Here is a 22,681-nt window from a genome sequence, read left to right as displayed (position 1 = left end):
CTAGATTACGGAAGCATCCACGACAAAATCGGCGTGGACTGTAGGTAAACCAGGGTACACAGTACCAGCAGCATGCCTACGGACCAGCCGGCAACTTTCTTGAGGATCACCGATTCCTGGCCTTCCATCTTTACCGCGGTGGCGGCAATTGCCAGGTTCTGCGGGGAGATGAGCTTGCCGACCACGCCACCGGAGGTGTTCGCTGCGACCAGCAAGGTCGGGTCGATGCCGGCGTTGACGCCGGCGGTCTGCTGCAGCTTGGCGAACAGCGCGTTGGCGGAGGTATCCGAACCGGTCACGGCGGTGCCGATCCAGCCCAGGATCGGGGAAAGGAAAGCGAAGGCGCCGCCGGCACCGGCGAGCCAGGTACCCACGGTGATGGTCTGGCCGGACAGGTTCATCACATAGGCCAGGCCGAGCACCGAGAGGATGGTCAGGGCCGCGTAACGCATGCTGTACATGGTTTTGCCGACTTCTGCCAGGCCTTCGCCGAAGGTCATGGCGTATTTGCCGTTGCCGGTGTTGCGCGAGTAGACGAATGCAACGATCACACCGGTGATCAACAGCAGTGTGCCCGGGGAGGACAGCCAGGAGAAGTTGTAAATCGTCGAGGCTACCGCCTCGCCCGCTGCGTCGACCACGCTGCCATGCAATCCTGGCCAGCCGAACTTGATATCGGTGCTGGCCAGCCACGCCGGAATATCAACGCCCAGCTTCCACAGTTTGGCAATACCGAAGATCACGATCACCAGCAGGTACGGGAACAAAGCCATCCAGGTGTTGTTGGCGTGCAGCTTCTTGTTATGCTCCACCGGCTCGGCAGCAGCCTCCGGGGTCAGCACCCGCGCTCGCGCCTCGTCGGCACCCTTTGGAGTCCAGAAGCGAAGCAGAATCACTGCGGCGGCCAAGCCGACGAGCGAGGCCACAATATCGGTCAGCTCGTAGGAGAAGTAGGTCGAGCAAAGCCACTGGGCCACACCGAAGGAAATGCCGATGGTCAGGGTCGCCGGAAGAGTCTGGCGCATACCACGCCAGCCGTCGATAACCAGGACCAGAATCGACGGGACAAAGAGGGCCAGCAGTGGTGACTGGTGGCCCACAACCGCGCCGATTTCGGTGGCCGGGATTCCGGTCAGGGCACCGGCGGTGGTGATCGGGATGGCAACTGCGCCGAAGGCAACCGGGGCAGTGTTGGCGATCAAGACGGCACAGGCCGCACGCAATGGAGCCAGACCCAAAGCCAGCAGCATGGTTGCGGTAATTGCCACCGGAGCGCCGAAACCTGCCAGTGCTTCGAGCAGCCCACCGAAGCAGAAGGCGATCAGCACGGCCTGGATGCGGACGTCGCCACCACCAATCACATCAAAGACCCGGCGCAGATCCTCGAAGCGTCCGGACTTCACCGTCACCTGGTAGAGGAAGATGGCCATCACCACGATCCAGACGATCGGGAAGGCACCGAAGACCATGCCCATCACCCCGGAGTTCAACGCCATGCCAACCGGCATATGCCAACCAAAGATCGCGATGATGATGGCGACTGCCAGCGAGCCTAGCCCGGCTATATGTGCTTTGGTCTTGATTACTGCCAGCAAAACAAAGAAGGTAAGAAGAGGGATCAAGGCAACAAGTGCTGAGATCGCTACACTTCCCGCAACTGGATCTGTGGAGGGTGTAAACACGGTGTGGGCGTCCTTACTCGAAGTTGGTCTGACCATACGTGGTCCGACCACCTAGATTACAAGGTGAGTACGATCACAACAAATCTTGACTTATCCAAAGATGAACACATAGTATGGTCAGACCACACTTCGAAAGAGTTATTTACTATGCGGATTGCTCTCTTTGCCACATGCATCGTGGATGCCATGTACCCCGAAACCGCCAAGTCGACCGTCAAAATCTTGGAACGCTTGGGCCATGAAGTCATTTTCCCCAAGGCCCAGGCCTGCTGTGGGCAAATGCATATCAATTCCGGATACATGCCTGAAGCCCTGCCCGTGGTCGAAAACCACATCAATGCCTTTGACACCGACGACTACGATGTCGCGGTAGCTCCTTCGGGTTCCTGCGTTGCCTCCGTTAAGCACCAGCACCCGTATCTGGCAGAGCGGCTCGGCAAGCCCGAGTTGAAGGAACGAGCGGTTGCCGTCGGCAAGCGCACCTATGAGCTCTCGCAGCTCCTGGTTGACGTGCTCGGCGTGAGCAACGCCGCCGAGCAGCTGGGCAGCTATTTCCCGGACACCATCACCTATCATCCTTCTTGCCACGGCAAGCGCTCGCTGGGGCTTGGCGACCGCCAGCTGGACCTGCTGAAAACCGTGGGAGGCATTACCGTCGAGGAACTTCCCGAAGCGGATCAGTGCTGCGGCTTCGGCGGGACCTTCTCGCTGAAAAACGCCGACGTATCCACCGCCATGCTCGAAGACAAGATGAAGAACATCTGCTCCACCGGTGCTTCGGCCTGCGCCGGGGGCGACGCCTCCTGCCTGATGCACATCGGAGGCGGACTTTCACGCACCGGAGCCAAACCAAAGACCCTGCACCTGGCCGATATCCTGGCCAGCACCATGGAAGAGACGGTGACCCTGTGACTCAGGTATTCCTCGGCATGCCAGCGGCGGGACATGGCAACCTTTTCGAAGAAGAGCCATTCCCCCAGGCCGCGCACCGCGAGCTGGGCAACACCCAGATGCGCAAGAACCTGCGCCATGCCACCCACACCATTCGCGACAAGCGGGTGAAGGTTGTCGGTGAACTTTCCGACTGGGAAGAGCTGCGCGATGCCGGCTCGGCCATCAAGAACAACGCGATGGCAAATGTCGAAGAGCTGCTGCTTCAGTTCGAGAAGAACTTCACCGCCCGTGGCGGCACCGTCCACTGGGCACGGGATGCGACCGAGGCCAATAAGATCGTCACCGGGCTGGTCAAGGAAACCGGCTCCACCGAGGTGGTCAAGGTCAAGTCCATGGCCACCCAGGAAATTGGCTTGAATGAATATCTTGAGACCCAGGGCATCGAGGCCTTCGAAACAGACCTCGCCGAACTCATTGTTCAGCTGGGCAACGACAAGCCAAGCCATATTCTGGTTCCGGCCATCCACAAGAACCGCACCGAGGTGCGCGATATCTTCTTGAAGGAAATGCCTTCGGTGGACCCGGAGCTCACCGATGAGCCGGCCAAGCTGGCCGAGGCAGCCCGTTCGCATCTGCGCAAGAAGTTCCTGGCCGCCAAGGTGGCGATCTCCGGTGCGAATTTCGCCCTGGCAGATACCGGCACCCTAGGCGTCGTGGAATCCGAGGGCAACGGCCGCATGTGCCTGACCCTTCCCGAAACCCTGATTACCGTCATGGGCATCGAGAAGGTCCTGCCGAAGTGGGAGGACCTCGAAGTCTTCATGCAGCTGCTTCCACGTTCCTCCACCGGCGAGCGCATGAACCCGTACACCTCGCTGTGGACCGGGGCCAGCGCCGACGACGGACCGCAGAATGTGCACATCGTGCTGCTGGATAACGGTCGCACCCGCGCCCTGTCGGACCGATTTGGCCGCACCGCGCTGAACTGCATCCGCTGCTCGGCCTGCATGAATGTGTGCCCGGTGTACGAACGCACCGGCGGGCACGCCTACGGTTCGACCTACCCCGGCCCGATTGGCGCGATTCTTTCCCCGCTGATGACCGGCATCGAGGCAGAGGACAACGGTTCGTTGCCCTATGCTTCCTCGCTGTGCGGCGCCTGCTACGACGCGTGCCCGGTGAAGATCAATATCCCCGAGATCCTCGTGCACCTGCGCGGCGAAGACGTGGATGCCAAACGCGAGACGCATAAGATCCCCACCCAAATGGACCTGCTGATGAAGGGTGGTTCCTGGGCGCTGGGCAAGGGCAAGAACCTGGGGCTGCTTGAAAAAGCTCTGCCGCTGGGCCGCCTGATGGCCGGCAAGGACAAGAAGATCAAGAAGCTTCCGGGCATCGCGGCCGGCTGGACGCAGAGCCGCGATATCCCTGCCCCACCGAACAAGTCCTTCCGCGACTGGTGGAGCGACGAAAAGGAGTCCAAGTGAGCGCCAAAGAAGAAATCCTCGGCCGCATCCGTTCGGCGCTGTCAGATGCGCCGGTAGCCGAGGAAACTCCCCGCGAGTACCGTACCTCCTCGCAGATGTCCGAGGAAGAGCTCATCGAGATGCTGGTAGACCGGCTGGTCGATTACAAGGCGGGCGTAGATGTCATCGACAACGCGCAGATTCCCGAGTTTGTTGCCGCGAAACTGAAGGACGCCAATTCGGTCGTCTTCCCGCATGGGCTGGATCAGCGGTGGCTGGCTGACCTGCCGCAGGGTGTCGCCCAGATTGCCGATGCCCCAGGGTCACGGCTTACGGTTGCCGAACTGGATGAGACCAGCGCCGTGGTGACCTCCTCGCAGGTGACCATCGCCGAGTCCGGAACCATCATCCTCGACGGCGAGCCGAATCAGGGGCGCCGCGCGATCTCATTGGTCCCGGACCATCATCTGTGCATCGTTCCGGTGTCCAGCATCGTGCAGCTGCTCCCCGAAGCAATGCCCCGGCTGACCATCACCCGCCCGTTGACCTGGATCTCCGGGCCGTCGGCCACCAGTGATATCGAGCTGGAGCGAGTGGAGGGCGTGCACGGTCCACGCACCCTGGACGTGCTGCTGGTGCGCGGGCTGTAGCAAACACATTCACTAAAGCCATCGTGGCCGGATCCCGTTCCTAAAATTCCAAGGGGATCCGGCCACGAGTCTATTAATCGGCGCCGGCTGTTGTTGCCACTGCCATTTTGTTGGGCGGCTCGGCGGGCCATGCCGAAGCATTCTCCTGTCCGGTAACCAGATCCAAGCTATGCCTCGCCGGGTGCTCTGTGCCGTGGTTCCACCGCTGGCGGCATCTGGCAGCTAGCGCGCTCGCGCTATCCCGAGAGGGTACGTTAAACCTAAAAAATCCCGCCAGTGGCGGGATTTATGGGCGAATCTCCTAGAGGTGCGAGAACATTTTCAAGCGCATCGATTTGGCCGTCGACATATGCGCCCGGACTTGCTCCTGCGCTTGGTCCGAGCGGCGCTCGCTAATCAGCTCCACGATGCGCTGGTGCTCATCGAGGGAGTCGGCCCAGCGCGATCCCACCGAAAGCGTCGAGGTTGGGGCGTGCAGTTGATGCGTTGCCAAGCGCTCCAGCAGGTCTTCGAGCACCGGATTGTGCGCTGCACGCCAGAGCGAGCGGTGGAACTCGATATTTGTCAGCAAACGCGTTGAATCATCGGGATCGACCAGCGCGCGATCCCGTTCAACGAGCGCTTCGAGCCTGACCAGGTCCGGGTCGGTCCGGCTCCGCGCGGCCTCCGCAGCGGCCTGCCCTTCGAGCATGATGCGCAGGTCGTAAACCTGCATGATCTGCTCCGGGTCAATTTCGCGCACGAACAATCCGCGGGCTCGGCGTTCGAGCAGCCCCTCATGCAGCAACCGGGTGAGCGCCTCGCGCACCGGGGTGCGCGAGACGCCGAAGCGTTCGGCCAGCGCGACCTCACGCAGCGGATCTCCGGGCGCGAAGGCACCGCGCAGCAGGTCTTCCTTCAACTGCGCGTGAATCGTTTCCGAATCGATCTTCGCCATGCCCCGCCGTTCTGCGTCCAATAGTAGTGATCTGCAGTTCCCTCGTACGCGGCACCGCGTACGAGGGAACTGCACCTTGCCTTAGGCCAGATTACCGGCTCGGCGGCCAAACACGACACCGGCGGCAAGACCCGAACCACCTGGGTAGTTCGCCGAGAACAGTCCACCGAGCATCTCGCCGCAGACGAACAGGCCCGGTACCGGCTGGCCTTCTTCGTTCAGCGCGCGGCCCTCGGTGTCGCCCTTGAGCCCACCGAAGGTGAAGGTGATGCCGCAGGTGACCGGGTAGGCGTAGAACGGACCGGTGGCCAACGGGGTGGCCCAGTTGCTCTTCACCGGGGTGACCTTCGAGGCGCGGCCATCCAGCACGTTCGGATCGAACGGGATGCTGGTGTCGATGGCACCGTTGTATTCGGTGATGGTCTTGGCCAGCGAGGCGGCGTCGACGTTGATCTTCTGGGCCAGTTCCTCGACGGTATCGGCAACAACTTCGGAGATGCCAGGCATCTCGTATTCTTCACTGCGCAGCATCGGACGCAAGTTTGCATCGAAGATCTGGTAGGCGACAGAATCCGGCTGCTTCAAGATTTCGCGGCCGTACTTGGCGTAGGTCAGGTTGCGGAAGTCCGCACCTTCGTCGAGGAAGCGCTCGCCAAGGTTGTTGACGATGATTCCCAGCGGGTAGGACTGGCGGGTCAGGCGGTTGGTCAGTTCGCGGTTCGATTCGTTCTTCGCGGTGAATGCGTCCCACTGCACCGAGTGGCAGGTGCTCCAGTCGCCGCCCTTGGCAATGCCGATCTCCAGTCCTGCCTGGATCATTGCACCGTGGTTGTATGGGGTGCCGCGGACCTTCGCGTTCTCCCAGCCCTCACCCAAGTGCTCCTTGCGCAGCTCAGGGTTGGCTTCGAAGCCACCGGCGCCCAGGACGACCGACTCGGCGCGCAGTTCCTGCACGCTGCCGTCGCTCTGGCGGACCTTGACACCCTTGACCGTGCCGTCTTCAACGATCAGCGCGAAGACGTCCTGCTCGAAGCGGACCTCGGTGCCAAGCTTTTCGGCCACCGCAAGGTGATCCTTCATCAACCCTTCGCCGCCGTCCACGTTTCCGACATGCAGCCCGCCCCAGAAGAGGAAGGTGCCATCTTCGCGGGAGTACGCTTGGCGCTCGTACATCAGGCGGTACTTCAGCCCCAGGGACTTCAGCCAACGCAAGCCCGGTGCTGCTTCGGTGACAAGAACCTCGGTCAGTTCCTTGTCATTGCGCCCCTCGGTGACCTTCGCCATGTCGCCCGCGTAGTCTTCCGCGGAGTAGGGAGGAACCTCGGAGAGCTTGTGGCGCTCGTCGAATTCGATGAAGTCCTGCAGGTCTTCCAGACCGTTATGCGCGATGCGGGTGGCGCCGGCGGTGTAGTAGCTGTTTCCGCCGAACTGATCCTTCGGAGCTTTTTCCAACAGCAGGACCTTGCGGCCGCGCGTGACCGCAGCGTGTGCGGCGGTGAAGGCCGCGTTGCCTCCGCCGACGACGATAACGTCAGCAACGTTAGTGGATTTTCCCTGGACTGGAGTAGTCATATCTGGTGACCTTTCGGAATTCTTGAATTCAGCAGTTCCGACCGCGTGAAGACCACACGAAGCGGAGTCGAATTCGACGTCTGAACGTTGATTCCTAATTAGTGTATACACAAAAGAACATTAAAAACCACTAAATTCTGCAAATAGTTCCAGTGCTACTTCCGGCAATAGCGATACGCCGGACGGACAGCGGCACCGGACCGCGATTTCAGTTCGACCAATTCATGCCCGGCGGGTCCTCACCGGTGCGGCCCCATGGACCTCTGCCCGGCCTCAGCATCGAACAATGAATTGCTCGACGCCTAGTTCCTGGCTTCGCTTTGCCGTCCGGCCGCACTAGGTCATACCGGCGAGGAGCACGGCGCACCTCTGGTTACATAGGGTAGTTATAGAAATCGGGCTGAAGATAGGAAATAACTTTGAGCAAACCACCGGCCGCAGCAGCCAAGCAGTTGCCCGACTCTGCCCTGCGTTTCGTTGGATTCCTGTCATTTTTCGATCGTTATGCCACCCCGCCAATGTTTCTGGCGCTATCGCTGGCGACTGCGCTTACGCTGTCTCAAGCCGTCGAACTCGTGGCGGGGTATTCATTGCTTTACGCCTTGGGGCAACCGCTATGGGGAATGGCCAGCGATAGGTTTGGGCGGCTCACTGTATTGCGGTGCGCGCTGTTCGGAGTGGTGCTTGGCGCGATTGCGAGCAGCGCATTCACTGGGTTCCTCTCCCTATTGATCGCCCGGTCATTTACGGGTTTCATGTTTGGTGCGCTGTATCCGACCCTGCTGACCCTGCTCGGTGATACTCGAGTTGGCTTGGCTAAGGCCCGTGGTCTGTCAGATCTGCAAATTTATTCTTCGTTGGGAACTACCTTGGCCACGCTTGTGGCTGGGGCCCTTGCCACGTTCGTGGATTGGCGCCTGGTGTTTCTTCTTCCGGCCCTAGGCGCGATAGCGGCGCTGGCAACCCTACGCCGGGTGGCCGAACCGCTTCGGGAAGCCACGGCTCGGAACTTCAAGGCGGCCTTCGGCGCAGAGAATTTGCTCCTGTACGCGGCGGTATTCCTCGAAGGTGGGCTGTTGATGGGGATGCTTGCCTATGTAGTTCCCGCCTTGCAAGATGCTGGCGTCGGCATTTGGATCTCGGGCCTGCTTGGTTGCGGATTCGCGGGTGGAGTGATTTTCGGTGCGCGGCTCATGCGCTTGCTCGTGTCGCGGTTTTCCCGTACGTGGCTCATCGGCATCGGTGGCGTAGTCCTTTGGGCGAGCTTTGCGCCTTCGGCTTTTGCTCCGTCGCCTGCGGCTTTCACCTGTACCGCGTTCCTGCTCGGGGTAGCCAACGCGGTCATGCATTCGTCCATGCAAGGCTGGGCCACCGAAGTAGCACCGCAAGCGCGGGCCACAACTGTTTCGCTGTTTGTGTTCTCGCTGTTTTTCGGGGCCTCGGCGGCTACCTACCTCACGGCTGACCTTGCTGAGCAGGGAAACTTTTCGCGCATATTCGGTATCGGCTTTTGGCTCAGTATCTTCTTGGTTGTCGCAGCGACCTGGCTGCATGCCCGCTGGCTAGCAAGGCAGCTCGACTAAAGGAAAGCGCTCAGCAGCACTCCAATGCCCATAAGGAAAAGCGCTGCACAGGCCGTCCATTCCAAGCGAAGAGTGATCTCTGGCTTCTTGAACCACTGCATGGCCTTGGACGCCACTGCGCTCAATATCAATAGATATAGAAATCCAACCGCCGCAAAGATTGCACCCAAGCCCATTCCCCACAGCAGGGTACTCGATTCCTTGGGGATAAAGCTTGGCATCATCGCCAGAAACAACAATCCTAATTTCGGATTCAGCGCTGCCGAAAGCACACCAGCAACAAAAGATCGGCGCAAGGCTTGACCCCGCATCCGAGCGCCGGCTCGCGTTTCGGTGCGCGCAATGGCGCTATCGGCTTTGGCGACTGCGCGAGATTTCAGGAACCCGGATAGCCCCAAGTACATCAGGTACAGACCGCCAAGCATTGCAATGATCGATTCGATGACGGGGTAGCGCTGCATCAACGATGCGGCACCCGCACCAGCCAGCGTGGCCCAGGCGAAAATGGCTGTCACCATGCCGAGAGCCGCGACGACACCGTGGAGCTGGCGTACCAGCGAAAAGCGAAGGACCAAGAAGGTATCTGGCCCTGGTGAGAGAGTGACCATTACGCATACGCCGAGGTATGCCAAGAACGAAGCCCAAGTCATGATCTCTAAGTATAGAAATTCGCCACCAGAGTGTGTTAATGCATGACGCGGGCTTAGCATTAGAAGTGCACTACATAGGAGGCAGAGGCAAAATGTCACAGCCGCAGTATGGGCCGCAGCCCAGTTACCAAGATCCTGCTACCCAGTTCAACGGACACTACCCGCCGCCGCATCCTGGCGTTGCCTTGTCGCAAACTTCAATGATTCTCGGGATTCTCTCGCTTTTTGTCGTGGGCGTGATCCTCGGTCCGATCGCCATCATCAAAGGAAACGAAGCCGAACGTGCCTACGGCGTTCAAGCTACCGGCGGTAAAGTCACCGGGATGATCGGCTTGATCCTGGGAGCGCTGCAGCTGCTAGCGGTCGTAGGATACTTCGTCCTGGCCCTCTTCATACTTCCGTTCTCGATTTACGGCTCAGGCATGCCAGAGCAGTGAAGACTGCAGAAACACGATAATCATTTTCTCTCAAATAAATAAGGACCCCTCATGAGCACCCCGAACAACGAACCGAATAATCCCTACACCTCAGGAAATCCCGGCCAGCAGCCGCAGTACCCGTACCAGACCCCTGGCCAGAACCAGCAATTTGGTGCAGCACCGGGCTACCCCGGATACGCTTATCCGCAGCAGCATGCCCAAGGTTCCCAGTTGGCGCAGACATCGATGATCTTGGGCATCATTTCGCTATTCGTCGTAGGCATCATCTTGGGGCCAATCGCCATTTCGAAGGCCAAAAGGGCCGAACGGGAATTCAACACCGATGCCACGGTCGGCAAGGTGACTGGCTGGATCGGGACCATATTCGGAATTATCGGGTTGCTCTACATAATTTTGATGATCGTCATGGCGGTCACCTTTGCCGGAACCGATGCCATGTACTCCGAATTCTCGTAATCTCTGCGTGCCGTCCGCCTAGCACGTTTAACGACAGAGACCTGGCGATGCGCTTTCGCGCATCGCCAGGTCTCTGCCTGTATCGGCCCTTCGCCATCCCCCATAGATGGCTTCGGGAGCTTACTCTGCGGTTGGCAGGACGAAAGAAGCGTCGATTTCGATCTTGACCTTGTCGCTGACCAGAACGCCGCCTGCTTCGAGAGCCGCGTTCCAGGTAATGCCGAATTCCTTGCGGGAGATGGTGGTGGCGGCGAAGAAGCCTGCACGGGTTGCGCCGAAGGCGTCTACCACCTGGCCGCCGAGCTCAGCTGCGAACTCAACCTGCTTGGTGACGCCGCGGATGGTCAGGTCGCCAACGAGAACGAAGTCCTCAGCGTCGCCCTTGGTGCCGGTGGACTTGAAGGTCATAACCGGGAATTCCTCGGCATTGAAGAAGTCGGCGCTGGTCAGGTGGCCGTCACGGTTTGCATCCTTGGTGTTGACCGAAGCGATCTGAACGGTAGCTTCGATCGAGGACTCTTCCAGGCTCTGGCCAACGTTCAAGGTTGCCTCGAAATCCTGGAAGCTGCCGCGGACTTTGGAAACACCTGCGTGGCGAACCGAGAATCCGATTTCCGAGTGCGAAGCGTCCAGGGTCCAGGCGCCGACGGTCAGTGGTGAAGTTGCAGATACAGTCATTTTCAGTTCCTTGTCGTCATCGCCAACACTGTAGTTGACGTTTCAATTTGTTTTGCTGGTACCAGTATTGCACTATTTAAGTTGAAGCGTCAACCATGTCGCGCAATAAACTTTTCCTCGATTTCAAAGCAGGTGGGCCATTTCAGCTCTGACTAGTAATTTAATTTCCAAAAATTTTTCTACTCAGCCCTCTCCGATCCCAGTAATTCTGGCTAGACTGGGCGCATGACCAGTGATCCGAACGCACCTAATAAAAAAGCGCAGGAAGCCGAACTAGCCGCGGATCTGGAAGAGATCTGGCAGGAAGAGTCCCCCACTACCGCCGAAGCCACCAAGTCTGCCGACGAAGTCGACGGCAAGTTCGGTACCCGCGACGGTTCCTAGAAACCATCCGGACCGACACAACTATCTTGCGCCCCCGGACGCTAACTAATCCAGTATCTCGGCGCAAGGCCACCGGGCGAACCAACTGCGGGTGAACACTGCGCAAGTTTTGCCTGGGTCATTAACCGCAAATGGCCGTTCCAAGGAACCTATCCTTGGAACGGCCATCACGTCGGTTGCTTCACTAAGGTGCGCTAATAAGACCTTCGTTCAGCATCCATTCATAGGCGACATCGGCGGGCTCGCGCCCCTCAACATCCACCTGGTAGTTCAGTTCCAGCAGCACCTCATCGGTCAACATTGGCGCAATCTGCGCCATCACGTCTTTGACCCCGGGATTTTCGTGCAAGAATTCGGCGTTGAACGCTGGGGCCGCGTTATAGCTCGGGAAGTACTGCTTGTCGTCTTCCAGCACCGTAAGATCCAGCGCCCTGATGCGACCGTCAGTTGTGAACACCTCACCGAAGTTGCAAGCGCCCTCGGCGGTTGCCTGGTAGATGGCGCCCACGTCGTACAAACCGATGTTCTCTTCCTTGACTTGGCTGCCGCGGTCGATCCCGTAGTGCTCGAGCATCGGGGTCAACCCATCACGGCGCGAGTTGAACTCCGGGTCGACACAGAAGGTCAGCTCTTCCGAATCAAGTTTGGACATTTCCGAAAGCTTGGTGATGCCCAAGCGATCAGCAACTTTCCGGTTCATGGCCATGGCGTAGGTGTTGTTCAGCGGCGCCGGTTCTCCCCAGACGATGCCGTTGGCCACATCTTCCTCGCGCACCGCTTCCCACTGCTCTTCGGCACCGGCTACCGGTTCTTCATAGCCCAGATAGGTCAGCCATGCGGTACCCGTGTATTCCCACAAGGCGCTGGCGTCCCCGGAGAGCAACAGCTCGCGTGCCGGTTGGGATCCGGGCACATTTGTCAGATCCGTGACGTCATAACCGGCAACATCCAAGGCAATCACCGAGATTTTTCCCAAGATCAATTGCTCGGTGAATGCCTTCGAGGTGACGGTGACCTTGGCGTCATCGGCCAGATCTGGAATTTCTTCAATGATTCCCGGGCTGGCATCGGGCACCGTGCCGGTGGAGGGGCTCAGCCCGCAGCCTGTCAGGCCTAAAAGGGCCGCGAAGGATAGGGCTCCAAGTTTCAATTTCCGATTCATGAGAGTCCTTTCGGCCGGGCGACCTGTTCCACGACTCGTCCAAGCCAGTCGATGGTCAATGCCAGCAAGGCCACGAGCAGCGAACCTGCAATCAGCACCACATTCAGATTCAGGTTCACCCCGGTGGTAATCAGAATTCCTAATCCGCCACCGTTAATGAAGGTGGCCAAGGTGGCGGTTCCTACCAGCAGCACCAAGGCGGTGCGGATGCCGGAGAGCATCACCGGGACCGCGAGTGGAAGCTCGACCTTGAACAAGACCGCCATCTGGCTCATGCCAATGCCGCGCCCGGCTTCCACCAGCCGTTCATCGACCTGTTGCAAGCCCACAATGGTATTTGAAAGGACCGGGAGGATCGCATAGATCACCAAGGACACGATGGCCGTATTCGGTCCGAATCCAAGCCAGAAGGCCAGCAGCACGACCACGCCGATGGCCGGGGCCGCCTGGCCGAAGTTCGCGACGGCGCGCACCCCGGGCGCCGCCTTGCGAAACGCTGGACGGGTCAAGATGATGCCCAGCGGAATCGCAATGATCAGCACGATCACCGCTGAGATCACCGTGATTTTCAGGTGATCCAGCGTATAGCCCCAAATGGTTGCCGGATCCAGCGTCTGCCGTTCGGTTTCCGTGAGGTTCGCGGTGACCAACCAGATCACCAGGATGCCGAAGGCCGCGGCGATGCCAAGGAGCTGGTAGATCAGCCCTCGTTTTTCGGCATTCATGAAGATTCACCGCCGGTTTGACCGCGGTCCGTCTGGATGTCTGCCACATTGATGGCGCCGGAGTTCAGGCCTACCGGTGCATCGTGGTCATCGTCCAGGTTGGCGTTGCTCGCAGAGATCGCTTCCATCACCGTCTGCACCGTGATGATGCCCCGAAGCACATCGCGACGCCCGGTCACCAACGCAGATTCGGTGCTTGCCACCAGCATGGTGTCCAGCGCATCGTTCAAGGTCGCCTGCTCGCCGACAACCGGCAAATCCGGATCATAGGTGCCATCGATAATCTCCGCACGGGAGAGTTGGCGCCGGGTGAGCCGACGCAACGGGCGGCCGCGCGAATCCAGGACCACCGCATATTTCCGTCCGGCGCCTTGCAGCTGCGAAAGCACCTCGGAAGCGTTCTTCCCGGCGGTGGTGGTGATGGCTTCGGACAGTTCCACCTCGTGCACGCGGGTCAGCGTCAACTGCTTCAAGCCGGCACCGGATCCAATGAAGTTCTCCACGAATTCGCTGGCGGGGTTGGCCAGGATGCGCTCGGGGGAATCGTACTGTTCCAGCTGTGCGCCTTCATTGAAGATCGCGATCCAGTCCCCCAGCTTCACGGCTTCGTCGAAGTCGTGGGTCACGCAAACGATGGTCTTCTGGACTTCCGACTGAATGTTGAGCAGCTCATCTTGCAGACGCTGACGGGTAATCGGGTCGACCGCACCGAAGGGCTCGTCCATCAGCAATACCGGAGGGTCTGCTGCCAGTGCACGGGCCACGCCCACGCGTTGCTGCTGGCCCCCGGAGAGCTCCTTCGGGAAGCGGTTGCGGTACAGCTCCGGGTCCAGTGAGACCAACTCCAGCAGCTCGTCGACGCGCGCGGCAATCTTCTCCTTGGACCAGCCAAGCATCTTCGGCACCATCGCGATATTTGTCGCCACGGTCATATGCGGAAACAGCCCTCCGGCCTGAATGACATACCCGATGCGGCGACGCAGCTCGTCGCCATCCATGTCGGTGACGTCTTCGCCGTTGATCACGATCTCGCCGGAGGTCGGTTCGATCAACCGGTTGATCATTTTCAGCGTGGTAGTTTTGCCGCAGCCCGAAGGGCCGACAAACATCACGATCGAACCGGCGGGGATCTCAAGGGTGAGCCCACCGACCGCAGATTTCTTCTGGCCCGGGTAGGTCTTGGTGACCTCCTGAAGCATGATCGATGCCCCGGTGACGCTATTTTCGTTACTGGTTTCGACTTTATTTTCAGACACGGATACCTCGCGGGGTAGTCAGTCGGCCAATGCCGAGCAAGATCAAATCAAGAATGAGCGCCAGAATGACGACCCCGACCACGCCGGTGATGACGGATTCAAGGGAGTTTGCGCCACCTAGACGGGAAAGGCCGGAGAAGATGTAGCCGCCGAGTCCTGGGCCCAGCGCGTAGGACACCACTGCCGCCACGCCCATCACCATCTGCGCCGAGATGCGAACCCCGGTGAGGATCACCGGCCAGGCCATAGGCAGTTCAACGGAGATCAGCGTTTTCATGCGGCTCATCCCGATGCCCTTCGCCGATTCGACGACGGTGGGTTCGATGTTGTTCAGCCCCACAATGGCATTGCGCAGGATCGGAAGGTCGGCAAAGAATGTCACCACGATCACCGCCGGCAAGACGCCGAAGCCGAAAGGCACAATCAGCAGACCGATCAGTGCGAAAGATGGGATGGTTAGCCCGATGGCGCTGATTCCGTTGGCCACTCCGGATAAAGATTTACTGCGATACACCAATACGGCGATCAGCACGGCAATGATCGTCGCCAGGACTAGGCACTGGGCTACCAACCACAAATGCTGCCAAGAGGCGAATAGAATTTGGCGATATCGCTCGCCGAAAAAGTCACCCACATTAAGACCCGCTTCACTTTAGTTTCGTTTCAACCACTGACTTGGAGGAGGTTCCTCGCCTCAGCTTTTCTCCCAAGTTTACGTGGCGATGCGCCACTCCCTTAGTATCGTTTTGATAAACCTTTGCTTGACTTGGCCGAATATGAGTGTCGTTTTGGCCTATTTAGCCCCCTCAGCAGGCTAGCCAAGACGGTGCGGATGTAGTGAGATAGGAACATGAAACTAGCTACCGTGCGGCTGACCACCGAACCGGGCCTGACGACAGCGGCCGTCATCGAAGAGGGCCGTCTTTACTATCTGGAAAATCTCGCCAACGTTCAAAAATTCTTGCGCCTCGATAATGCAACGCAGCAAGAAGTCGTCGCCCGGGCATTGGTAGGCGATTCGATCGCCGAAGGCGAGGCAGACTATGCCGCACTGATCCCAACCCCCGCCAAGGTGTACTGCATTGGGCTGAACTACCGCAACCACATCGCCGAGGTGGGAGCGGAAGAACCTGAGTTCCCCACGGTCTTCGCGAAGTTCGCCTCCACACTCTGCGGAGCAAATGACACCGTCGAAATTCCTGCCGAAGATTACCGGATGGACTATGAGGGTGAGCTGGCCATCGTCATCGGCAGACCCGGACGCCGGATCTCGATCGAAGACGCGGAGAGTCATATCGCCGGCTACGCGGTCTCCAACGATGTCTCCATGCGCGGCTTCCAGGGACGAACCACCGAATGGCTTCAGGGCAAGGCCTGGGATAAGTCGACTCCGGTGGGTCCATGGTTGGTCACCTCCGAAGAGTTCACCCCGGGAGCCAAAATCACCACGAAGGTCAATGGCGCGGTAGTCCAGGAAGACTCAACCGATGATCTGGTGTTCTCCGCGGCCGAGCTGGTCTCCTACCTGTCGGTGATCAATGAGTTGCAACCCGGGGACCTAATCCTCACCGGCACCCCAGCGGGCGTTGCCTTGGGACGCCGCGACGAGCATGGACGACGCCCGTGGCTCAAGGCCGGTGACATCTTGGAAACGAGCATCGAGGGGCTCGGCACCTCGGCGGTCAAGTTCACCTCCGCCTAGTACTTTCAGGATTCCAGTTTCCCCGAGCCGCACCCACCGGCTCGGGGAAACGTTTTAACCTCGAATGCGACACGAAACAGCGTTTGTGACTTGACTCTCACCATCACGTAGGATGACTGAGGATGTCACCTACGATGACAGTCATCATCGCTTCTCACTCGCATCGAAGGATCTAGAACTCATGGACTCATTGGGAACACTCTTCGGAGATATCTCCTCGGTCATTTGGGGACCGTTTGTCCTCATCCCGTTGCTCTTGGGCACCGGCCTCTACCTCACCATCCGCCTCGGCGGATTGCAGTTCATCAAACTCATCCCGGCACTCAGGCTAGGAATCTTCAAGCGCAAGGACCCGGGCGCCGATGGCGACGTCTCGCAGTTCCAGGCGCTCACCACCGCATTGGCGGCCACCGTCGGGACGGGTAACATCGTCGGCGTTGCCACGGCCATCGGCATCGGTGGCCCCGGCGCGTTGTTCTGGATGTGGGTCACCGGCCTGCTCGGCATGGCTTCGAAGTACACCGAAGCCTACTTGGGTGTCCGTTTCCGCGGCACCGACACGGCTGGTGAAAAGTCCGGCGGTCCGCAGAACTACCTTGAGCGCGGCATCAAGGGGCCATTCGGCAAGTTCCTGGCGCTGTTCTTCGCTATTGCGGCGACCCTTGCCAGCTTCGGCATCGGCAACATGACCCAGGGCAACTCGATTGCAGCCAACTTGGAGAACTCCTTCAACGTGATCCCATGGGTCACCGGCGTGGTTCTCACCATCTTGTCGATCGCAGTTCTGGTCGGTGGCATCAAGTCCATCGGCAGGGTCACCGCGGCATTCGTTCCGGTAATGATCGTGTTCTACGTGGCCGCAGCGATCTTCATCTTGATCTCCAACGTCAGCGGCATTCCAGCTGCCTTCGGCCAGATCTTCACCGACGCCTTCACCGGCTCCTCGGCGGTCGGCGGATTCGTCGGCTCGGCCATCATCATCGCCATCCAGTTCGGTGTGGCTCGCGGTATCTTCTCCAACGAATCCGGCATGGGCTCGGCAGCTATCGCCGCAGCCGCGGCGCAGACCACGCACCCGGTTCGACAGGGCCTGGTCTCCATGACCCAGACCTTTATCGATACCATCATCGTGGTCACCTGCACCGGACTGGTCATCATCACCACCGGCACCTGGAAGCTGATCGATGAGGCCACCGGCGAGCAGATCGCCGCCTCGCTGATGACCGGCGAGGCATTCACCAACGGCCTGCCGGGCGAATGGGGCCACTGGATCGTGACCCTTGGCCTGGTCATGTTCGCCTTCTCCACCATCTTGGGCTGGTGCTACTACGGTGAGCGCAACATCGAGCGTCTCATCGGACGCAAGGGCGTCATGCCATTCCGCGTGATTTTCTCGCTGGTCGTGTACGTTGGCTGCACCACCGAGCTGACCCCGGTCTGGAATTTCTCGGACATGATGAACGGCCTGATGGCCCTGCCAAACCTCATCGGCTTGCTGATCCTCTCCGGCATGGTGGCCCGCGAAACTCGCTGGTACCTGAAGAATGACCCGAAGCTGGAAGCCAACAAGGACCAGATCGAGGACTTCATGTCCGGCCGTCCAGGCTGGGCCGAGTGGAAGGCCGGCAACGTGGTTGGCTCTTCGCACCATCGCGGAGCACACGAAGTTCAGGATGATCCAGAGCCTCGACGCTAAGCGCTAAGCAACCGCACCGCGCATTGCGAGGACTGCCGCCGTATCGGCCCTGTTGGGCCGCTACGGCGGCAGTCCTTTTTGCTCCTCAGCGCATACGCAATTGGCTGGTCCCACCATCGCGGGAGCAGCCGTCTTCCGGGTCGGAGCCGTCAAAAGGCCGATGCCCGAGGGATTGACGCCACTTTGCTCCAGCGACGGCGCACAACATGATGACCCAGAGCCGAAAATTGCCTGACAGGCAGCTCAGGGAACCTCCAGCGCCGGGCCAGTCTCGACAGCCGCTCTCCTAATTCGGCGAGCGATTTCCGCAGATTATGGAGCCCGTAGATCTGACGGTGACGCAGCCCACTCAGTGGAAAACTTCTGCGATATAAAACAGATTTTCTAGATATAACCGTAGATTATTCGGCAGAGCCCCGCTAAGCCCGTTGTAAACTCTAATCTGGTGAGTAACTACTACGGCGAGCATCGTCCCGATATCGATTCGATGTCCTTGCCCGACATGTCTCACGAGAGGACTGACTGCCATGATCATTGGTGTCCCAAAGGAAATCAAGAATAACGAATTTCGCGTCGCCATGACACCAGCCGGCGTGTCCGAGTTTGTGACCCGCGGCCACGATGTGATCGTCGAAACCGGTGCAGGCGTCGGCTCGGGGAATGCCGACGAGGCCTATCTCGCGGCCGGCGCGCGCATCGCCGCCGACGCGGATGCCACCTGGGCCGAGGCGGAGATGATCTTGAAGGTCAAGGAGCCGATCGCCGCGGAGTACCATCGCATGCGCTCCGGACAGCTGCTGTTCACCTACCTGCATCTGGCCGCCTCGCGAGAGTGCACCGACGCGCTGTTGGCCGCCGGTTCCACCGCCATCGCCTATGAGACCGTCACGTCGGGGCGCACCTTGCCGTTGCTGGCTCCGATGTCCGAGGTCGCCGGGCGCCTTGCGGCCCAGATTGGTGCCGTCCAGCTGCAGCAGCCCAACGGCGGCGCCGGCGTGCTGATGGGCGGCGTGCCCGGTACGCGCCCGGCCAAGGTTGTGGTGATCGGCGGCGGCGTGGCCGGCACGCATGCGGCCACCATCGCCATGGGGATGGGGGCCGACGTGACCATCATCGATATCAACCTCTCCCGGCTGCGCGAAATCGATCTGGCTTTCATGGGCCGCATCAAGACCCTGGCCTCGCAGCGACTGTCGATTGCCTCCGAGGTGGCCGCCGCCGATCTGGTCATCGGTTCGGTGCTGATCCCGGGCGCGGCTGCGCCCAAGCTGGTCACCCGCGATATGGTCGAGCACATGCGCCCGGGCTCCGTGCTCGTGGATATCGCAATCGACCAGGGCGGCTGTTTCGAAGGTTCGCGCCCGACCACGCACGCCGAACCGACCTTCAAGGTCCACGACGCCGTGTACTACTGCGTGGCCAACATGCCCGGGGCCGTCCCGCAGACTTCCACCGCGGCACTGACCAACGCCACCCTGCCCTATGCGCTGCGTATCGCGGACAAGGGCTGGAAGCAGGCGCTGCGCGAAGACGCCGGTCTGGCCAACGGCCTGAACGTGCACGACGGCCAAGTGACCTTCAAATCGGTGGCGGACGAATTTTCCCTGCCCCACTTGCCCATCGAAGAGCTGCTGGGCGCGGCGTCGCTCGTCTAATTCGCGGCGACCGAAGGGGTGTCTAGGCCCGCTCGTCGTGGCACGGCCGGTGAATGCAAATTACCGGCCGTTCCATTGCGCACGAGAGGTAATGGAGTGCAGTTGCGGACTAGGCGTTCCACAATCCGTAGGAGTCGGCCAGATCTGCGATCTTCTGTGCACGGGCTAGACGCGGCAGGTAGGACCCATCGCCGACAGAGGCACCGGCCGCGTGAGCTTCGAGCAGCTCCATGGCCCAGGACAGTTCGTCCTCGCTTGGTGCGAGTGCGGCGTTGATGCCGTCGACGTGGTCGCGGGAAAGGGAGAGCTTCCCGGTCATGCCCATCGATGCGGTTACCAGGGTATCTTCGGTAACCTTCGCTGCGCTTGCACCGGCAGGCGGCGGGCCGTCGATAGCGCCTGGCAGCTTACCCACGCGGGAAGCCATGACCAGCTTGCCTCGGGCATAGGCCAGGGCCAACGGGTCATCGGAGACACCGGTGTCCTTGCGGAAGTCGTTCACGCCGAAGGCCAGGCGGAAGGTGCCCGGAGCCGAGGCAATGTTCGTGGCGTTTTCGATGCCTACGGCGGTTTCGATCAGCGCGAGCACCGGGGTGCCTGCGCGCAAGCGCATCGCGGTGTAAGTGACCTGCTCTGGTTTTTCGGTCATGGCCAGCATGACCCCGCGCAGGCCCGGGGTTTCCGCGAGAGCCGCGAGATCATCGGCCCAGAAGTCGGTGTCGGTGCCGTTAACGCGCACCCAAGCGGTCATGCCGTTGGATAGAGCGCGCACCACGTTGTCACGGGCGAAGGCCTTTTTGTCGTCCGGAACGGCAGCTTCCATATCAAAAATTACCGAGTCCGCTTCACAAGCTAGGCCGGGTCCGAAGTCTTCTTCTTTGGCGGCGTTGACCAGAAGCCACGAACGGGATAATTTTGCTGGGAGAGCCGCAGCGCGACGATTTCGGAAAGCCATAATTACAAGCCTACTCACTTTTTTGGCCGGCCTTCCACCGACACTCATCCACAAGCACTACTTGCACCGCATCCCAAATTTGGAGTGAAACATGACCACGTGTGGTCAGACCAAGGATCGCTAATTGCACGGGATTTGTCCGGTCTCCAAAATGCACCCCTTCTGCCATGCGAGGGCAGCTCATGAACGGAGCACTGCGTGTCGCCTCGGCCGAGGAAACTCATCACCTACAAGAACTGCAGGATACCGAACGAGTCTTTTCCAGCCGCGATATTCGACAGCTGATGATTCGCGGAACGGGCGGCACAGTGTGCGACGGCCCCTCGGTCAATGATGCCTTGAAGATCCTTGGATTCAAGCAGTTCTTCGCCATTCGCGCCTTGGATCAGACGCTGCCGAAAAAGCTGGACTACAAGAAATTCTCTGAATCCGCGGGGTCATTGGCTCGGAGCATGGGTTGGGTTTTCAGCAGATGTTCCCACTTGTTCAGTTCGGTGGTGGCTAGGATCGCGAATGTGTCCGCGATCGCACAATACACAGGATTCTGTTGGACAGAGCAAAAGCCGTGGTCCCCGGTTTCAGGCCGCATCTTGCCGACTGCGGGACCAAGGTTGCGCGCGGCGAAGGCTTAAGGTGAAACCGAATTCTGGTTCCCACCGGCCAAGAACATCGCTGCATGGACGTTTCTCGTTGTGGGGCTTGTCATGATTGTTACAGGCTCTGCCTCCGTAACCGGGGCATGGTGGCTTGTTCCCCCAAGGAATCATGGGTTTGGTCGCGGAGTCCAGATTGCGGCCTTCGCCCTCGTCGGAATCGGCGGCATGGGGTCGCCGCAGCGGAAGATAAGGACCCAGAGAACATACCCCGTCAGGCCACCGTTGTCGGATCGTTTGATCCTTGCAGGATCAGCCGCTGGTGTGGTGGATTTCGCGGTTCTCAACTCCGCATGTTTGGTACGCGTTGGGGGAACTGTTCCGCCTCTTCGCTACTGAATGCCCAAGCGAAGTCGGGCTACATGTCTAAGTGTTGCGGTAGTTCCCCGCACTCAAGGTCCGAGACAATACGGGTGCGCCCCGCATGGCACAGTTCTACCTTGGCGTTCATCCTCTAGGCCGGGGGCACGCAGATCGATAACCTCATTGCCCTTCTGGTCACGCGGCCACGGTTTCTCGTCGTGCAGGTCGCCTTCGCCCTTGAGGATCCGTAGTTCAATGCGCCTGCTCAATTGCGTGCAGTGCACGCGGCAAACTCGTCCATGAGAACCGGAACACCGACGAATCCAGAGTTGCCAGGCCGGTTAGTTTGCTGAGGGTCTGCCCCACCAAGACGTGTCAGAGCCGCAGCCGGTGCCATCCCTCCTGGCGGCTTCGGCCAACAGCTCAGGTGGTGGCGGCCAGGAATCGATGATGTGAATTTCCAATGCCGTCATCGCGGTACCGTAGCGCACAACGGCCTCCAGCAGATGGGCGCCGGCATCAGGGAGGCGCATGAAATAGAGCAGCTGCTGCCCGAGGTAGTGCGCAGTATGCTGGTGCCCGAAGATTTCACCGGTTGTAATGACCCGCTGGGCCAATGGATTCAGCAGCTCGCAGGTTGTCACCATATCCAGGCCTCGCACCAGGAATTCCGGGTGCCCGTGTGCGGTCAGTCCGACGGTGTAGCCGAAGGTCTTGGTCGGGTCGGGGTTTTCGATGAATTGCACCGCGTTGCCGTACATGCGAATCGTGTTTGTGATCTGCAGTTCGACTTCTTCGTTTGAAAATCCATCACATTGCAAGCACATGGCTGGTCTCCTTGGGCTTCGTCCTATTGACATTCCAAGTGTTGACCCGCCGCTGAGCTTGGCGACAAGCAACTCGAAATTTGTGGATAACTCCGGCAGCATCTCTGGACAACTTTCGATCGACCGCTGGCCGACCTCTCGTTGGCCTGCATCCGTGCCGGGCAGCCAGCGCACCTCGAATAGCAGCATGATCAAGTAGTACCTATCCGAGAAAAGCAGGAAATCAAGTGTCCCGCATGCGCGCCAAGCGAGTATTTTTCCGCCTAGCTTAGGTTCTAACAATTCATTGCGTATTCGCGGGCGCCTTGTGTCATTGCTCGCCTGTCACGTGCTGGGTGGTAGTTGGGAAACGCGT

The 22,681-nt window shown here is 59.7% G+C and carries 22 protein-coding genes; 11 read left to right on the top strand and 11 right to left on the bottom strand.

Going from position 1 to position 22,681, the window contains the following annotated elements; all coding sequences use genetic code 11:
• Nucleotides 1-5 precede the first annotated feature (5 nt).
• Nucleotides 6-1,718, bottom strand: coding sequence for an L-lactate permease (locus ACT3TP_RS05290; RefSeq protein WP_096283186.1), 1,713 nt, complete (start codon nucleotides 1,716-1,718; stop codon nucleotides 6-8).
• Nucleotides 1,719-1,829: 111 nt separating this feature from the next.
• On the opposite strand from ACT3TP_RS05290, the gene ACT3TP_RS05285 reads away from it, so the two are divergent.
• Genes ACT3TP_RS05285 through ACT3TP_RS05275 form a run of 3 tightly spaced genes read left to right on the top strand, consistent with a single transcriptional unit; the run spans nucleotide 1,830 to nucleotide 4,692 of the window.
• Complete coding sequence (locus tag ACT3TP_RS05285) at nucleotides 1,830-2,594, top strand: (Fe-S)-binding protein (protein WP_096283187.1); 765 nt, start codon at nucleotides 1,830-1,832, stop codon at nucleotides 2,592-2,594.
• Nucleotides 2,595-2,611: 17 nt separating this feature from the next.
• Nucleotides 2,612-4,063, top strand: a complete 1,452-nt coding sequence (locus tag ACT3TP_RS05280) for a LutB/LldF family L-lactate oxidation iron-sulfur protein (RefSeq protein WP_444615721.1) — start codon at nucleotides 2,612-2,614, stop codon at nucleotides 4,061-4,063.
• Nucleotides 4,060-4,692, top strand: coding sequence for a LutC/YkgG family protein (locus ACT3TP_RS05275; RefSeq protein ID WP_444619728.1), 633 nt, complete (start codon nucleotides 4,060-4,062; stop codon nucleotides 4,690-4,692). The genes ACT3TP_RS05280 and ACT3TP_RS05275 overlap by 4 nt, the downstream gene beginning before the upstream one ends.
• 301 nt (nucleotides 4,693-4,993) lie before the next feature.
• On the opposite strand, the gene ACT3TP_RS05270 is transcribed toward ACT3TP_RS05275, so the two are convergent.
• Both ACT3TP_RS05270 and tcuA read right to left on the bottom strand, forming a co-directional pair.
• Nucleotides 4,994-5,629: a GntR family transcriptional regulator gene (locus tag ACT3TP_RS05270; protein WP_444615713.1), complete on the bottom strand. Its 636-nt coding sequence runs from the start codon at nucleotides 5,627-5,629 to the stop codon at nucleotides 4,994-4,996.
• 81 nt (nucleotides 5,630-5,710) lie between these two features.
• Complete coding sequence (gene tcuA, locus ACT3TP_RS05265) at nucleotides 5,711-7,201, bottom strand: FAD-dependent tricarballylate dehydrogenase TcuA (RefSeq protein WP_444615714.1); 1,491 nt, start codon at nucleotides 7,199-7,201, stop codon at nucleotides 5,711-5,713.
• Nucleotides 7,202-7,620: 419 nt separating this feature from the next.
• Between tcuA and ACT3TP_RS05260 the strand changes: the two genes are divergently transcribed.
• Entirely contained in the window at nucleotides 7,621-8,784 is a 1,164-nt protein-coding gene (locus ACT3TP_RS05260; protein ID WP_444619726.1) for an MFS transporter, read from the top strand.
• On the opposite strand, the gene ACT3TP_RS05255 is transcribed toward ACT3TP_RS05260, so the two are convergent.
• Entirely contained in the window at nucleotides 8,781-9,494 is a 714-nt protein-coding gene (locus ACT3TP_RS05255) for a LysE family translocator (protein ID WP_444619724.1), read from the bottom strand. The genes ACT3TP_RS05260 and ACT3TP_RS05255 overlap by 4 nt on opposite strands.
• 32 nt (nucleotides 9,495-9,526) lie before the next feature.
• Between ACT3TP_RS05255 and ACT3TP_RS05250 the strand changes: the two genes are divergently transcribed.
• Both ACT3TP_RS05250 and ACT3TP_RS05245 read left to right on the top strand, forming a co-directional pair.
• Nucleotides 9,527-9,871, top strand: a complete 345-nt coding sequence (locus ACT3TP_RS05250; protein ID WP_444619722.1) for a hypothetical protein — start codon at nucleotides 9,527-9,529, stop codon at nucleotides 9,869-9,871.
• Between the two features lie 51 nt (nucleotides 9,872-9,922).
• Nucleotides 9,923-10,330: a DUF4190 domain-containing protein gene (locus tag ACT3TP_RS05245; protein ID WP_105650269.1), complete on the top strand. Its 408-nt coding sequence runs from the start codon at nucleotides 9,923-9,925 to the stop codon at nucleotides 10,328-10,330.
• A 120-nt stretch (nucleotides 10,331-10,450) separates the two neighbouring features.
• On the opposite strand, the gene ACT3TP_RS05240 is transcribed toward ACT3TP_RS05245, so the two are convergent.
• A complete protein-coding gene (locus tag ACT3TP_RS05240; RefSeq protein ID WP_444619720.1) occupies nucleotides 10,451-11,008 on the bottom strand; it encodes a YceI family protein in 558 nt (185 codons plus the stop codon).
• Between the two features lie 225 nt (nucleotides 11,009-11,233).
• Here ACT3TP_RS05240 and ACT3TP_RS05235 point away from each other — a divergent pair, with 225 nt between their 5' ends.
• Complete coding sequence (locus ACT3TP_RS05235) at nucleotides 11,234-11,392, top strand: hypothetical protein (protein ID WP_181148386.1); 159 nt, start codon at nucleotides 11,234-11,236, stop codon at nucleotides 11,390-11,392.
• Nucleotides 11,393-11,576: 184 nt separating this feature from the next.
• On the opposite strand, the gene ACT3TP_RS05230 is transcribed toward ACT3TP_RS05235, so the two are convergent.
• The 4 genes from ACT3TP_RS05230 to ACT3TP_RS05215 are packed head-to-tail and all read right to left on the bottom strand — an operon-like array spanning nucleotide 11,577 to nucleotide 15,169.
• The gene (locus ACT3TP_RS05230; protein WP_105650267.1) at nucleotides 11,577-12,554 is read right to left on the bottom strand and encodes a glycine betaine ABC transporter substrate-binding protein; all 978 of its coding nucleotides are present in this window, start codon (nucleotides 12,552-12,554) and stop codon (nucleotides 11,577-11,579) included.
• Nucleotides 12,551-13,279, bottom strand: coding sequence for an ABC transporter permease (locus tag ACT3TP_RS05225; protein ID WP_105552855.1), 729 nt, complete (start codon nucleotides 13,277-13,279; stop codon nucleotides 12,551-12,553). The genes ACT3TP_RS05230 and ACT3TP_RS05225 overlap by 4 nt, the downstream gene beginning before the upstream one ends.
• Nucleotides 13,276-14,478: an ABC transporter ATP-binding protein gene (locus tag ACT3TP_RS05220; protein ID WP_105552854.1), complete on the bottom strand. Its 1,203-nt coding sequence runs from the start codon at nucleotides 14,476-14,478 to the stop codon at nucleotides 13,276-13,278. The genes ACT3TP_RS05225 and ACT3TP_RS05220 overlap by 4 nt, the downstream gene beginning before the upstream one ends.
• A 49-nt stretch (nucleotides 14,479-14,527) precedes the next feature.
• Nucleotides 14,528-15,169: an ABC transporter permease gene (locus ACT3TP_RS05215; protein WP_444619717.1), complete on the bottom strand. Its 642-nt coding sequence runs from the start codon at nucleotides 15,167-15,169 to the stop codon at nucleotides 14,528-14,530.
• Between the two features lie 216 nt (nucleotides 15,170-15,385).
• Here ACT3TP_RS05215 and ACT3TP_RS05210 point away from each other — a divergent pair, with 216 nt between their 5' ends.
• The 3 genes from ACT3TP_RS05210 (at nucleotide 15,386) to ald (ending at nucleotide 19,588) form a co-directional block, all read left to right on the top strand.
• On the top strand, nucleotides 15,386-16,237 hold the full coding sequence (locus ACT3TP_RS05210) for a fumarylacetoacetate hydrolase family protein (protein ID WP_444619715.1): 852 nt from the start codon (nucleotides 15,386-15,388) through the stop codon (nucleotides 16,235-16,237).
• A 181-nt stretch (nucleotides 16,238-16,418) separates the two neighbouring features.
• Entirely contained in the window at nucleotides 16,419-17,933 is a 1,515-nt protein-coding gene (locus ACT3TP_RS05205) for an alanine/glycine:cation symporter family protein (RefSeq protein WP_105552851.1), read from the top strand.
• Nucleotides 17,934-18,460: 527 nt separating this feature from the next.
• A complete protein-coding gene (ald, locus tag ACT3TP_RS05200) occupies nucleotides 18,461-19,588 on the top strand; it encodes an alanine dehydrogenase (protein WP_105650265.1) in 1,128 nt (375 codons plus the stop codon).
• Nucleotides 19,589-19,697: 109 nt separating this feature from the next.
• Here the strand turns inward: ald and ACT3TP_RS05195 are convergent, their stop codons facing one another.
• Nucleotides 19,698-20,543, bottom strand: a complete 846-nt coding sequence (locus ACT3TP_RS05195; RefSeq protein ID WP_105552849.1) for an HpcH/HpaI aldolase/citrate lyase family protein — start codon at nucleotides 20,541-20,543, stop codon at nucleotides 19,698-19,700.
• A gap of 182 nt (nucleotides 20,544-20,725) precedes the next feature.
• Here ACT3TP_RS05195 and ACT3TP_RS05190 point away from each other — a divergent pair, with 182 nt between their 5' ends.
• Nucleotides 20,726-21,175 (top strand): hypothetical protein, encoded by a 450-nt coding sequence (locus tag ACT3TP_RS05190; RefSeq protein ID WP_444619712.1) that lies wholly within the window; start codon nucleotides 20,726-20,728, stop codon nucleotides 21,173-21,175.
• A gap of 665 nt (nucleotides 21,176-21,840) precedes the next feature.
• Here the strand turns inward: ACT3TP_RS05190 and ACT3TP_RS05185 are convergent.
• Nucleotides 21,841-22,515: a DUF4262 domain-containing protein gene (locus ACT3TP_RS05185; protein ID WP_444619767.1), complete on the bottom strand. Its 675-nt coding sequence runs from the start codon at nucleotides 22,513-22,515 to the stop codon at nucleotides 21,841-21,843.
• Between the last annotated feature and the right edge of the window lie 166 nt (nucleotides 22,516-22,681).

The sequence above is a fragment of the Glutamicibacter sp. AOP38-B1-38 genome (assembly GCF_052377485.1).
In the GTDB taxonomy this organism is placed as follows: domain Bacteria; phylum Actinomycetota; class Actinomycetes; order Actinomycetales; family Micrococcaceae; genus Glutamicibacter.
Note: the sequence above shows the minus strand (reverse complement) of the source record. Positions and strands in the feature narration are given on the sequence as shown.